The following is a 14,032-nucleotide window of genomic DNA, read 5'->3' as shown; positions in this document are numbered from 1 at the left end:
ACATAATAATCTACGATTTTATATGGGGAATTTTCATTAAAACGCCATGAGCGACGACCATCCTTCAAGTAACGATAACCCTGGCCCTAAGAAAGGCTTTTTTGCACTTCTGAATCAGCTTTTTCACGGTGAACCGAAAAACCGTGATGATTTGGTTGAACTGATCCGTGATTCTGAACAGAACGACCTAATCGATCCCGATACCCGCGAAATGCTCGAAGGTGTCATAGATATTGCTGATCAACGCGTGCGTGACATTATGATCCCACGCTCACAGATCGTTACCTTAAAACGCAACCAAACTCTGGACGAATGTCTGGATGTTATTATTGACTCAGCTCACTCACGCTTTCCAGTGATCAGCGAAGACAAAGATCACATCGAAGGAATATTAATGGCGAAAGATCTGCTACCCTTCATGCGTACAAATGCAGAACCTTTCAGTATTGGTAAAGTACTTCGTCAGGCTGTTGTCGTGCCGGAAAGTAAACGTGTTGACCGCCTGCTGAAAGAATTCCGTTCCCAGCGCTACCATATGGCGATTGTGATCGATGAATTTGGCGGCGTTTCGGGGCTGGCCACCATTGAGGATATTCTTGAACTGATCGTGGGTGAAATAGAAGACGAATACGATGATGATGATGATAACGATATTCGTGCCTTAAGTCGCCATTCCTATTCAGTGCGAGCATTGACTCAAATTGAGGATTTTAATGACGTTTTCGGCACCAATTTCAGCGATGAAGAGGTTGATACTATTGGTGGACTAGTCATGCAGGCATTTGGGCATCTGCCTTCACGTGGGGAATCCATCATCATTGACGGCTACCTTTTCAAAGTGGCAATGTCTGATAGCCGTAAAATCATTCAGGTTCATGTAAAAATACCGGATGATGCTGATGTTCCTGGCCTTGATAAACAATAAATAGGATCTGGATGAACAAAGCCTCATTAATCAGTTGCCAGCGGTTACGTGCCGTGCTGGCGCTTTTCTTCGGAGCCAGCGGAACGCTGGCTTTTTCACCTTTTGATTTCTGGCCTGCTGCACTTGTTTCCCTTTTTGGCCTGCAAATCCTTTCCTTGCACAGAACAACCCGCCAGGCTTGCTTTATTGGTTTATGCTGGGGCCTTGGCTTGTTTGGTAGTGGCGCAAACTGGGTTTATGTCAGTATCGCCGACTTTGGTGGCATGCCAACCGCGATCAATCTATTTTTGGTGATCCTGTTATCTGCCTATCTTGCCCTTTATCCTGCCTTATTTACCGGTTTGTTGAACCGCTTTTTTCCGGCCTCCAATAGCCTCAGGCTGGTTATAGCCAGCCCAGCGCTGTGGCAGTTGACCGAATTTTTGCGCGGCTGGGTGTTATCTGGGTTTCCGTGGTTACAATTTGGTTACAGCCAGATTGATGGCCCGATGAAAGCTATTGCACCTATTCTGGGTGTAGAAGGTATTACCTTCTTGCTTATGATGATCAGTGGATTGCTGGTTTTTGCTGTCACCCAGAAAAAAATTTCGGCGGCTATCTTCGCCATTATCCTGCTGCTGTTACCGTGGCCAATAAGGCACTCTGCGTGGTATACCCTACAGCCAGAAAAAGCCACCGAGATTGCTTTGGTTCAAGGTAATATTCCTCAAGCCATGAAATGGGACCCCGCCGTTCTTGGGAAAACATTGGATATCTATTTGGATAACAGCCGCCCTTTCATAGGTAAAGCGCCAATTATTATCTGGCCGGAATCTGCCATCCCCGATTACGAATACAACCAGAGTGATTTCCTGACCAAATTGGATACCGTATTAAGGAAACACGACACTAGTTTGATCACAGGTATCGTAGATGCCCGACCGACGTTGGAAGGTTATAAATTCTACAACAGCATTATCGTATTAGGGGATAAGATACCTTACCAGTACCCAGCGCCAACCCGTTACGACAAACATCACCTTGTACCGTTTGGTGAGTTTGTGCCATTGGCATCAATACTGCGGCCGTTAGCACCTTTATTCAATTTGCCGATGTCTTCTTTTAGTCAAGGTAATTACATCCAGCCTCAACTTTCTGTTGCCGGACACAATATTACTGCCGCTATCTGCTATGAAATTATTTTGGGTGAACAGGTACGTGATAATTTCAAACCTGACACAGAGTTCCTCCTGACCATTTCTAATGATGCCTGGTTTGGACGTTCCATTGGCCCGTGGCAGCATTTCCAAATGGCACGGATGCGTGCTCTTGAATTGGGGCGTCCTCTGCTAAGAGGAACGAATAATGGCGTTACAGCGGTAATTAACCCGGATGGCTCCATTCAGGCTGAACTTCCACAATTTACCCGACAGGTATTAGCAGCCAAAGTCACCCCAGCCACAGGAGTAACACCTTATTTTCGCTTCGGCAATTGGCCAATATGGGGAGCAAGCATTCTGTTTTTCATCTTTGCTTTGATAAAAAAACGCCGCAAAACTTAATTTTCTATTTTCCTGTCATTACGTTAATAGAGGTCAGGGCATATTACTTATGCCCTGATTTTATTTAATTATCGATTTCATCACCGAAATAGCCAAAATTCATCACATATTTCACCATAAAATGCCAGCTAAAACAGAATATTATTTCAAATGGCGCAAAGTGTGAACACCATTCAATATTATTCACTTTTTAACCACACATAAATGAAGTTGTTTATTTATAGTGCGATATGGGTCGCAAACAGAAACATTATGTTTTCAAAAAAGTAACATTATGAATTATTTTTTTACAGTGCATAAACAAAGAAACCAGAAAAATCGTTTCGGCAGTCTTAGTTATGTAGAAACATGCAGAAACACAATTATCTGTAAGAAAATTCAATTTCACGAAAAAATGACCAGATAAAGGAGCTGTATATGCGTAAGTTGATGTTAACCATGATGTTGTTTAGCGCCGTCGGGGCTGCCCATGCTGAGGAATTGACAGGAACACTGAAAAAAATCAAAGATAATGGCATTATCGTTGTTGGACACCGAGAATCTTCTGTTCCATTCTCTTACTACGATAATCAACAAAACGTCGTTGGTTATTCCCAGGATTATTCCAACCTAATCGTTGATGCCGTTAAGAAAAAGCTGGATATGCCTAATTTGCAAATTAAGCTGATCCCGATTACCTCCCAGAACCGCATTCCCCTGCTACAAAACGGGACTTTCGATTTTGAATGTGGTTCTACCACCAATAATTTTGAACGACAGAAACAAGCGGCATTCTCCAATACCATCTTTTCCGTTGGCACTCGCCTGTTGACCAAAAAAGAGTCAGGCATCAAAGGATTTGATGATCTGGCAGGAAAAAATGTCGTTGTGACTTCCGGCACCACTTCTGAAATCTTGTTGAATAAGCTCAATGATGAGAAGCAAATGAAAATGCGTATCATCAGTGCCAAAGACCACGGTGATTCATTCCGTACCCTGGAATCAGGCCGTGCTGTTGCCTTTATGATGGACGATGCCTTACTCGCCGGTGAACGCGCGAAAGCGAAAAAACCCGATCAGTGGATCATTGTTGGCAAACCACAATCGGAAGAAGCATACGGTTGTATGCTGCGCAAAGATGATCCTCAATTCAAGAAATTAATTGATGACGTGATTGTCAAAACACAAACCTCCGGTGAAGCAGAAAAAATGTTTAATCGCTGGTTTAAAGAACCCATTCCACCTAAGAACCTGAATTTAAACTTCTCGATGTCAGATGAAATGAGAGCTTTGTTTAAATCACCAAACGATAAGGCATTAAATTAATCAACCAAAATCCCGTATTTGATTGGCAAAACGGGTATGAGGTAGTCGTTCCCTACCTCATTTTTTTCCCGAGTTAAATTCGATGCATGACAGCTAACCCCATATCAGGGAGTTCGATTATGTCCGCTAATTGGGATTGGAGCATCTTTTTACAAGCTGCCCCTTTTGGTAATACCACCTATTTGGGGTGGCTTATTTCTGGTTTTCAGGTAACGGTGGCACTGTCCGCTTGTGCCTGGATCATTGCATTCCTTGTCGGCTCATTGTTCGGTATTCTCCGTACAGTTCCGAATAAATTCCTTTCCGGGCTAGGGACCTGTTATGTGGAGTTATTTCGCAACGTTCCTCTTATTGTCCAATTTTTTACCTGGTATCTGGTGGTTCCTGAATTCCTGCCCAAAAACCTGAGCGATTGGTTCAAAATGGAGCTGGACCCCAATATCCAGTTTTTTATCTCCTCAGCCATCTGCTTAGGGTTATTCACCGCTGCCCGTGTATGCGAACAAGTGCGCGCGGCAATTCAGTCACTCCCACGAGGGCAAAAAGCCGCAGGGCTGGCAATGGGCTTAACCTTGCCACAAACCTACCGTTACGTTCTGCTGCCAAACGCCTACCGGGTGATCATCCCCCCAATGACCTCGGAAATGCTCAATTTGGTGAAGAATTCTGCCATTGCTTCCACAATCGGGTTGGTTGATATGGCTGCTCAGGCCAATAAATTGCTGGATTATTCCGCGCACGCCTATGAATCATTCACAGCGATCACATTGGCATATGTCGGTATCAACCTCGTGATTATGCTTGCCATGAGCATACTGGAGAAAAAAGTACGTTTACCCGGCACGATGGGAGGGAAATAAATGTATCAGTTTGACTGGAGTTCAATTGTACCAAGTTTGCCTTTCCTTCTGGATGGATTGTTGATAACGGCCAAAATTACCGTGACAGCCATTATCATAGGCATTGTCTGGGGAACCATCCTGGCGATGATGCGCCTCTCATCCATCAAGGTTTTGAGCTGGTTTGCTGCTCTGTACGTGAACCTGTTCCGCTCAGTTCCGCTGGTGATGGTATTACTGTGGTTTTATCTGATTGTGCCTAACTTATTACAAAATATTCTAGGCATATCACCAAAAACCGATATCCGTTTAATTTCTGCAATGGTAGCTTTTTCGCTCTTTGAAGCGGCTTACTATTCAGAAATCATTCGGGCAGGTATTCAGAGCATTTCCCGGGGGCAATCTTCTGCTGCGCTGGCACTGGGTATGACTCAATTGCAAAGCATGCGGCTGGTCATACTGCCACAAGCATTTCGGGCAATGATCCCATTACTGCTAACGCAAGGCATTGTATTATTTCAGGATACGTCTCTGGTTTATGTATTGAGTCTGGCGGATTTTTTCCGGACAGCAACGAATATTGGTGAGCGCGATGGAACCCAGATTGAAATGGTTCTGTTTGCCGGCTTTGTTTATTTTGTGATTAGTTTTTCCGCTTCCATGCTGGTTAACTATTTGAAAAAAAGGACTGTTTGATGATTTCCCTGAAAAATGTATCCAAGTGGTATGGCCAATTTCAGGTTCTTACTGACTGCTCAACTGAGGTCAAAAAAGGTGAAGTAGTCGTGGTCTGCGGGCCTTCTGGTTCTGGTAAATCCACACTGATAAAAACGGTCAATGGCCTTGAACCTGTCCAGCAAGGTGAAATTCGAGTAAACGACACAAAAGTCAATGACAAGAACACCAATCTGGCACAATTGCGCGCCAGGGTGGGAATGGTGTTTCAGCACTTTGAACTTTTTCCTCACCTATCGATTATTGAAAACCTGACACTGGCTCAGGTTAAAGTGTTAAAGCGCGGCAAGAAAGAAGCGACTGAAAAAGGCTTAAAACTGCTGGAGCGAGTTGGATTAACCAGCCATGCGGATAAATTACCTGCACAACTCTCCGGAGGTCAGCAACAACGGGTTGCCATTGCCCGGGCGCTCTGCATGGACCCGATTGCCATGCTGTTTGATGAGCCTACTTCGGCCCTTGATCCTGAAATGATTAATGAAGTCCTGGATGTCATGGTGGAATTGGCGAACGAAGGCATGACCATGATGGTGGTCACCCATGAGATGGGATTTGCCAAGAAAGTGGCACATCGCGTTATTTTCATGGATGAAGGTAAAATTGTCGAAGACAGTAAGAAAGAGGATTTCTTTGCCAACCCGAAATCAGAGCGCGCCCGCGATTTTCTGGCGAAAATTCTGCATTGATTTTTCCTCGTCGGCGGAGGGCTGAACGGCCGCCGACCTTAAATTCCCCCTAAAGATAAGTAATTTTCCGCATTCCGCCTTTAACAAGAGTTGTTGCCCCTATCCCTTATCAGCTATGCTATGGGATCTTAGATTTCCCATAAACAAACCAAACGCGCTAAAGGCGCAGCTTTATTACTCACCATAGGATTATCGGTGCCATGCAAGAACAATATCGTCCAGAAGACATAGAACAACAAGTCCAGCTTCATTGGCAAGAGAAGCAAACGTTCAAAGTGACAGAAGACAACAACAAAGAAAAATATTATTGCCTGTCTATGCTACCTTATCCTTCTGGCCGACTACATATGGGCCATGTCCGTAACTACACCATCGGTGATGTGATTTCCCGTTATCAGCGCATGCTGGGCAAAAACGTACTGCAACCTATTGGTTGGGATGCGTTTGGTTTGCCAGCAGAAGGTGCCGCAGTCAAGAATAATACCGCCCCCGCTCCGTGGACGTATTCCAACATTGATTATATGAAAAACCAGATAAAACAACTGGGTTTCGGCTATGATTGGGATCGTGAAATCGCAACGTGTACGCCAGAGTACTATCGCTGGGAACAGTGGTTCTTCACTAAATTGTACGAAAAGGGTCTGGTATACAAAAAAACTTCCGCCGTTAACTGGTGTCCGCATGACCTGACCGTTCTCGCTAATGAGCAGGTGATTGATGGCTGTTGCTGGCGTTGTGATACCCAGGTTGAGCGTAAAGAGATCCCACAATGGTTCATCAAGATCACCGCTTACGCAGAAGAGCTGCTAAACGATCTGGATAAACTGGAAGATTGGCCGGAACAGGTCAAAACCATGCAGCGCAACTGGATTGGCCGTTCTGAAGGCGTTGAAATCACGTTCAATGTTGCTGACAGCCAGGAAAAACTCACGGTTTATACCACTCGCCCAGATACCTTCATGGGCGCAACCTACGTCGCGGTAGCGGCCGGTCATCCTCTGGCAAAACAGGCGACGGAAAATAATCCTGAACTGATGAAGTTTATCGACGAATGCCGTAATACCAAAGTTGCTGAAGCTGATATGGCAACGATGGAGAAAAAAGGCATGCCAACAGGCCTGTTTGTCATTCATCCATTGACCAACGAAAAACTCGCTATCTGGGTTGCCAACTTTGTCCTGATGGAATATGGCACCGGTGCGGTAATGGCTGTTCCAGGACACGATCAACGCGATTGGGAATTTGCTACTAAGTACAAGCTGCCAATAAAAGCCGTTATTCTTGACAACGATGGCAATGTACCAAACGTTCAGGAAGCAGCTGTTACTGATAAAAATGCCCTAGTCAATTCCGGTGAATTCAGCGGCCTGACTCATGAAGAAGGCTTCAATGCTATCGCTGACAAGCTGGTTGCAATGGGCGTCGGACAGCGTAAAGTCAATTACCGCTTGCGCGATTGGGGCGTTTCTCGTCAACGTTATTGGGGTGCTCCGATTCCAATGGCAACACTGGAAGATGGTACTGTTGTCTCTGTTCCAGAAGATCAGTTGCCGGTAATTTTGCCAGAAGATGTCGTGATGGATGGGATCACCAGCCCAATTAAAGCGGATCCTGAATGGGCAAAAACCACCATTAACGGCCAGCCTGCACTGTTTGAAACCGATACCTTTGATACCTTTATGGAGTCCTCATGGTATTACGCGCGCTATACCTGCCCAGATTATGATAAAGGGATGTTGGATCCGGCGGCAGCTAATTATTGGTTGCCAGTGGATCAATACATTGGTGGTATTGAACACGCTATCATGCACCTGATGTACTTCCGCTTCTTCCACAAATTGATGCGTGATGCTGGCATGGTCAACTCTGATGAACCTGCCAAACGCCTGCTGTGCCAGGGCATGGTTCTGGCCGAAGCCTTCTATTACACAGGCAACAGCGGCGAGAAAGTCTGGGTATCTCCAGCTGATGCCATTGTTGAGCGCGATGAGAAAGCCCGTATTGTCAAAGCAACGGATAAAGACGGTCATGAGCTGGTTTATACCGGTATGAGCAAAATGTCGAAATCCAAGAACAACGGTATCGATCCACAAGAAATGGTCGATAAATACGGTGCTGATACCGTTCGTCTGTTCATGATGTTCGCCGCGCCACCAGAACTGACTCTGGAATGGCAAGAATCTGGCGTGGAAGGTGCTAACCGCTTCCTGAAACGTGTTTGGCGTCTGGTTTACGAGCACAGCAACAAAGGGCCAACTCAGCCACTGGATATCAGTAACCTGACAACAGAACAGCAAGATCTGCGCCGTGATTTGCACAAAACCATCTCGAAAGTCACCGATGATGTTGGTCGCCGTCAAGCGTTCAATACCGCCATTGCGGCCATCATGGAGCTGATGAATAAACTGACTCGCGCACCACAGGAAACAGAACAAGATCGTGCTCTGATGCAAGAAGCAATCATTGCGATTGTACGAATGCTTTCACCTATTACCCCACACGCTTGCTTCGTCATGTGGAAAGCACTTGGCAATGAGGATGATATTGATTCTGCTGCATGGCCACAAGCTGATGAGCAGGCAATGGTAGACGATACTAAACTGGTCATTATTCAAATTAACGGTAAAGTTCGTGGTCGCATTACTGTACCGGCAGATGCAACAAAAGAGTATGTTCAGGAGATGGCGACACAAGAATACAGTGTGAAAAAGTATCTTGAAGGCGTCAGTATCCGCAAAGTCATCTATGTTCCGGGTAAATTACTGAATCTGGTTGTAGGCTGATAACAGGAGACCTTATTTGTGGTAGCAAATAATCTACGACATCATATTTGTACGTTTTTGCTCGGGTTAGCGGTGTTAATCACCGCTGGCTGCGGTTTTCATCTTCGCGGCACAACACAAGTACCAAAGGAGCTGCAAACATTGCAATTAAGTTCTGGTGACCCTTATGGTCCTCTGGCACGGGCAGTACGTCAGCAACTTCGGCTGAACGATGTCAAAATTGTGGAAAATGGTGATGCTTCATTACCTATTCTGAAACTGGTTGGCTCTAATGAAAACAAAGAGACAGTTTCTATCTTTCAGGATGGTAAAGCGGCTGAACGTCTGTTGGTACTGAATGTTGATGCACAAGTTCTGATGCCAAACGGTAGCATCTATCCATTACAGGCAAAGGTTGATCGTTCGTTTTTCGATAACCCTTTGGAAGCACTGGCAAAAGATGCAGAAGATGAACTGGTTAAACAGGAAATGCGCGAACAGGCTGCCCGTCAGCTTATGCGTCAATTGCTGACCGTTCATAGCGCAGAACTCCTGAAAGCCGAGGCAAAACAAAAAGCGGCGGCTACACAGAAGCAATGATCCGACTGTATCCTGAACAACTGTTCTCGCAGCTCAATGAAGCGCTGCGAGGCAGCTATCTGTTGTGGGGCAATGAGCCATTACTATTGCAGGAAAGCCAAGACAGCATCCGCAAAGTCGCTGAACAACATGGCTTTATGGAGCATTTCACCTTTACATTGGATAACCATACCGATTGGGATGAAATCTTTAGCCTGTGTCAGTCACTTAGCCTGTTTGCCAGCCGTCAGTCTCTTACCCTGCTGCTTCCAGAAAACGGTCCTAATACTACAATGGTAGAGCGGCTGACCACGCTATCAGGGTTGCTGCATTCAGATATCTTACTGATATTGCGTGGGCACAAACTGACTAAAGCACAGGAAAATAGCTCGTGGTTCAAAGCGATTGGACAAAATGGGGTATATGTCAGTTGTTTGACACCTGAGCAAAATCGCTTGCCACAATGGGTGGCACAACGTGCCAAAAACATGGGGCTATTACTGGAAAATGAAGCCAATCAATTACTGTGCTATTGCTATGAAGGAAACCTATTGGCAATGGCCCAGGCTCTGGAACGTCTTTCCCTGATCTATCCCGATAATCGACTGACATTTCCTCGTGTAGAAGAAGCCGTCAACGATGCGGCCCATTTTTCTCCCTATCATTGGGTTGATGCTTTGCTGGCAGGAAAAATAAAGCGGGCATGGCATATACTGAAACAACTTCGGCAGGAAGATACCGAAACGATTATTTTACTCCGTACCATACAGAGGGAGCTAATGCTGCTGCTGGTACTTAAGCGTCAATGTACGACCGTCCCTTTGAAGACGTTGTTTGATCAACACAAGATTTGGCAAAACCGCAGAGCATTGCTGTCAACGGCACTACAGCGCCTGTCACAGCGAGAGCTGCGATCTGCCATACATTTGTTGACCCAGATGGAACTGCGCGTCAAACAGGATTATAGCCAATCCATTTGGGCTGACCTGGAAACGCTTTCCATGTTGTTATGCGGAAAACCATTACCAGAGAGCTTTCTGAATGCTTGAATCTATTGATCCAATCAATATCGATCAAGATATTGACTTAACGAATACTGACTCAACGAATATTGCCCCAATCAATAACATTGATTCTGTAACCAATAGAAATTCTCCGGTTATTCAGGCGTTATTCGGTGGCACATTCGATCCCATCCATTATGGTCATTTGCGTCCTGTGGAAGCCTTGGCCCAATTAGTGGGACTCAGGCAGGTTATCTTATTACCGAATCACGTTCCCCCGCACCGCCCTCAACCGGAGGCAACCGCCCGACAACGACTGGAAATGGTTCGTCTGGCTGTGCGGGATAACCCTCTGTTTACTGTGGATACCCGTGAGCTAGAGCGACAAGCCCCCTCTTACACAATAGAAACACTGAAAGCCTTTCGTCAGGAAATCGGGGAGCAACATCCATTGGCATTCATTATTGGTCAGGATTCCTTACAAGCTATTCATACCTGGTATAAATGGGAAGAATTACTCGACATTTGTCATCTGTTGGTCTGCTCCCGTCCGGGGTATCAAAGCCAGCTCACGGCTCCAGGAATGCAATCGTGGCTTGAAAAGCACCAAATTGGTTCTCCCCCCCCTCTGAGCCAAAAACCTCACGGATACATTTATCTGGCAGCCACTCCGTTGTTGAACATTTCAGCTACGGATATTCGCCAACGTCACCAGCAAGGAATAAGTTGTGATGATTTGCTTCCCCCATCGATACAAAATTATATCGATTCACAGGGGTTATATAAGAAATAACGAAACCATACGGTGATTTGCAGCTAACTCGCTTACTTTTATAGAGATTGGCATGCTATTATTCTGCGTTACTTAACCAATTTGATAAAATAAAGGTGATCCTTTTGCAAGGCACAGAACTACAACAATTTGTTATTGACAGACTTGAAGATTCCAAAGCACAAGATATTGTTTCTATAGACGTTCGTGGAAAATCCAGCATTACTGACTGCATGGTTATCTGCACCGGAACATCAAACCGCCACCTGATGTCTGTGGCCGAACATCTGGTGGATGACTGCCGCCAAGTCGGTATTATGCCTTTAGGTGTTGAAGGGCAAGGCATTTCAGACTGGATAGTCGTCGATCTCGGCGAGATCATGGTCCACGTGATGCAAGAAGACAGCCGCCGTATGTACGAACTGGAAAAACTCTGGAGCTGAGTTTGAAGTTACAACTGGTCGCTGTAGGAACAAAAATGCCGGACTGGGTACAGACCGGCTTTATGGATTATCTGAATCGTTTTCCCAAGGATATGCCTTTTGAGCTTATTGAAATTCCAGCGGGAAAACGGGGCAAAAATGCTGACATCAAACGCATTCTGGAAAAAGAAGGTGAGCAGATGCTGGCTGCCGTTGGTAAAGGTAATCGGATTGTGACTCTGGATATTCCCGGCTCTCGTTGGGATACCCCGCAATTGGCACAACAACTTGAACGCTGGAAGCTGGATGGCAGAAACGTCAGCCTGTTAATTGGTGGCCCTGAAGGTTTGGCCCCTGCCTGCAAAGCAGCTGCGGAACAAAGCTGGTCACTTTCTCCTTTAACCATGCCACATCCTCTTGTACGCGTTTTGGTTGCGGAGAGCCTTTATCGGGCGTGGAGCATCACTACTAACCACCCTTATCATCGGGAATAAATTGGGTAATCTGACACCGTGAATTCTGGCAATGGGATGAAGAATCAACGAACCTCTTTTCGCGATCATTCTGCTGAATCGGCCTTATTCATACGCCGCGCACTCGTGGCGTTTATCGGCATTATTATTTTAACCGGTATCCTGTTTGCCAATCTCTATCATCTCCAGATTACCCGCCACGAAGATTACCAAACCCGATCGAATGGAAATCGTATTAAGCTCGTTCCCATAGCCCCAAGCAGGGGCATCATTTATGACCGTAATGGCACACCACTGGCAGCTAACCGGACTATTTATCAGTTAGAAATCGTGCTACAAAAAGTCGTTGACCTTGATAAGACATTAAATGATCTGCGCTCCGTCGTTGGACTGACTGATGAAGATATTGAAACCTTCAAAAAAGAGCGCCAACGCGCACGCCGTTTTACCTCTATCCCGCTAAAAACATCGCTGACTCCCGTTCAGGTTGCTCGGTTCTCCGTCAATCAATACCGCTTTACGGGATTGGAAATCAAGGGCTACCAACGTCGCTATTACCCTTATGGCTCCGCTCTCACCCATGTGATCGGCTATGTTGCCAAAATCAACGATAAGGATGTAGAACGACTAGAAAAAGAAGACATTCTGGCAGACTACGCCGCCACCCATGATATCGGAAAACTGGGTATTGAACGTTATTATGAATCCGTTCTGCATGGCAAACCGGGTTATGAAGAAGTCGAAGTCAACAACCGCGGTAAAGTGATCCGCCAGCTACATGAACAACCGCCACAGGCTGGCAAAGATATTTACCTGTCAATCGACTTAGAGCTACAGACCTATATTGAAGAGATACTGACAACCAGCCGGGCAGGTGTTGTTGTTACCGATCCCCGTACAGGGGAGGTTTTGGCTATGGTGTCCAATCCAAGCTACGATCCGAATCTGTTTGTCGATGGTATTTCGAGCCAGGACTATAAATCTCTGCTCAATGACCCCAATCGCCCCTTAATTAACCGTGCCACCCAAGGTGCTTATCCACCCGCATCAACAGTGAAGCCTTTTATTGCCGTTGCCGCCCTGAGTAGTGATGTCATTACCAAGAACACCACCATCAATGATCCGGGATGGTGGCAACTGCCAGGCTCAGAGAAGCGTTACCGTGACTGGAAGCGTTGGGGACATGGTAAGCTGAATGTACATAAATCGATTGTCGAGTCGGCGGATACTTTTTTCTATCAACTCGCCTATGATATGGGTATCGATAAGATGTCCGAATGGATGACGAAATTCGGTTATGGTCAATTTACGGGTATTGATTTGAAAGAAGAAAATCCGGGTAATATGCCTACCCGTGAATGGAAACTCAAACGCTATAAAAAACCGTGGTATCAAGGCGATACAATTTCCGTTGGTATCGGCCAAGGATACTGGACTGCAACGCCTATGCAGATGGCAAAAGCCTTAATGACTTTAATTAACGATGGCGTAGTGAAAACACCCCATTTCTTGCTGAATACTCGCGTAAATGGCGAAATGCAACCTTACCAATCTCCAGTCAACGAACCGATTGGGGATATTCATTCCGGATATTGGGAAATTGCTAAAGATGGCATGTATGGCAGTGCCAATGCCCCAAATGGCATAGCTCGCAGAGCTTTTGCCGGTACGCCATATAAGGCCGCCGTTAAATCAGGTACAGCCCAGGTTTTCAGTTACGAAACCTACAATGCAAGTAAGCTTGCTGAACATCTGCGTGATCATAAGCTGATGATTGCCTTTGCGCCCTACGACAACCCGACGGTTGCCATTTCCATCATTCTTGAAAATGGGGGCGCTGGACCACCTGTTGGTTCTATTGTTCGTCAAATTCTGGATCATATTTTACTCAGGGATAGTAAAAACACCGCTCCTGCCAGCGCCTCTGCTGAGACAGGAGTCAATACGACCACAACACAAGCTACCCAGAATAGAAACTAATTGAGTAAC

13 protein-coding genes are annotated in these 14,032 nt (G+C 45.8%); all 13 read left to right on the top strand.

Translation table 11 applies throughout. The annotated features are described in order from the left end of the window. The first annotated feature begins 46 nt into the window (after positions 1–46). Positions 47–925: a CNNM family magnesium/cobalt transport protein CorC gene (gene corC, locus ABLA76_RS11620; protein ID WP_348988035.1), complete on the top strand. Its 879-nt coding sequence runs from the start codon at positions 47–49 to the stop codon at positions 923–925. A gap of 11 nt (positions 926–936) precedes the next feature. Then, positions 937–2,466, top strand: a complete 1,530-nt coding sequence (gene lnt, locus ABLA76_RS11615; RefSeq protein WP_348988034.1) for an apolipoprotein N-acyltransferase — start codon at positions 937–939, stop codon at positions 2,464–2,466. Positions 2,467–2,877: 411 nt separating this feature from the next. Then, positions 2,878–3,771 carry an amino acid ABC transporter substrate-binding protein gene (locus ABLA76_RS11610; protein WP_348988108.1) on the top strand — a complete coding sequence of 298 codons (894 nt, stop codon included), beginning with the start codon at positions 2,878–2,880 and terminating at the stop codon, positions 3,769–3,771. 119 nt (positions 3,772–3,890) lie between these two features. Then, positions 3,891–4,631, top strand: a complete 741-nt coding sequence (locus ABLA76_RS11605) for an amino acid ABC transporter permease (RefSeq protein WP_348988033.1) — start codon at positions 3,891–3,893, stop codon at positions 4,629–4,631. Further along, positions 4,632–5,306, top strand: a complete 675-nt coding sequence (gene gltK, locus ABLA76_RS11600) for a glutamate/aspartate ABC transporter permease GltK (RefSeq protein WP_047769178.1) — start codon at positions 4,632–4,634, stop codon at positions 5,304–5,306. Continuing rightward, positions 5,306–6,031 carry an amino acid ABC transporter ATP-binding protein gene (locus ABLA76_RS11595; protein WP_047769175.1) on the top strand — a complete coding sequence of 242 codons (726 nt, stop codon included), beginning with the start codon at positions 5,306–5,308 and terminating at the stop codon, positions 6,029–6,031. The genes gltK and ABLA76_RS11595 overlap by 1 nt, the downstream gene beginning before the upstream one ends. A 200-nt stretch (positions 6,032–6,231) precedes the next feature. Further along, positions 6,232–8,814, top strand: coding sequence for a leucine--tRNA ligase (gene leuS, locus ABLA76_RS11590; RefSeq protein WP_348988032.1), 2,583 nt, complete (start codon positions 6,232–6,234; stop codon positions 8,812–8,814). Positions 8,815–8,832: 18 nt separating this feature from the next. Then, the gene (lptE, locus tag ABLA76_RS11585; RefSeq protein ID WP_348988031.1) at positions 8,833–9,393 is read left to right on the top strand and encodes an LPS assembly lipoprotein LptE; all 561 of its coding nucleotides are present in this window, start codon (positions 8,833–8,835) and stop codon (positions 9,391–9,393) included. Beyond that, entirely contained in the window at positions 9,390–10,421 is a 1,032-nt protein-coding gene (gene holA / locus ABLA76_RS11580) for a DNA polymerase III subunit delta (RefSeq protein ID WP_047769163.1), read from the top strand. Before lptE ends, holA begins: the two co-directional genes overlap by 4 nt. Beyond that, a complete protein-coding gene (nadD, locus tag ABLA76_RS11575; RefSeq protein WP_348988030.1) occupies positions 10,414–11,169 on the top strand; it encodes a nicotinate-nucleotide adenylyltransferase in 756 nt (251 codons plus the stop codon). Before holA ends, nadD begins: the two co-directional genes overlap by 8 nt. Positions 11,170–11,264: 95 nt before the next feature. Continuing rightward, positions 11,265–11,591, top strand: coding sequence for a ribosome silencing factor (gene rsfS, locus ABLA76_RS11570; RefSeq protein ID WP_072161183.1), 327 nt, complete (start codon positions 11,265–11,267; stop codon positions 11,589–11,591). A gap of 2 nt (positions 11,592–11,593) precedes the next feature. After that, positions 11,594–12,064 (top strand): 23S rRNA (pseudouridine(1915)-N(3))-methyltransferase RlmH, encoded by a 471-nt coding sequence (rlmH, locus tag ABLA76_RS11565; RefSeq protein WP_047769160.1) that lies wholly within the window; start codon positions 11,594–11,596, stop codon positions 12,062–12,064. Between the two features lie 36 nt (positions 12,065–12,100). After that, a complete protein-coding gene (mrdA, locus tag ABLA76_RS11560; RefSeq protein ID WP_348988029.1) occupies positions 12,101–14,023 on the top strand; it encodes a peptidoglycan DD-transpeptidase MrdA in 1,923 nt (640 codons plus the stop codon). Positions 14,024–14,032 lie beyond the last annotated feature (9 nt).

Source organism: Xenorhabdus sp. SGI240 (genome assembly GCF_040081915.1).
GTDB lineage: Bacteria > Pseudomonadota > Gammaproteobacteria > Enterobacterales > Enterobacteriaceae > Xenorhabdus > Xenorhabdus bakwenae.
This window is presented reverse-complemented; position numbering and strand designations above follow the sequence as displayed.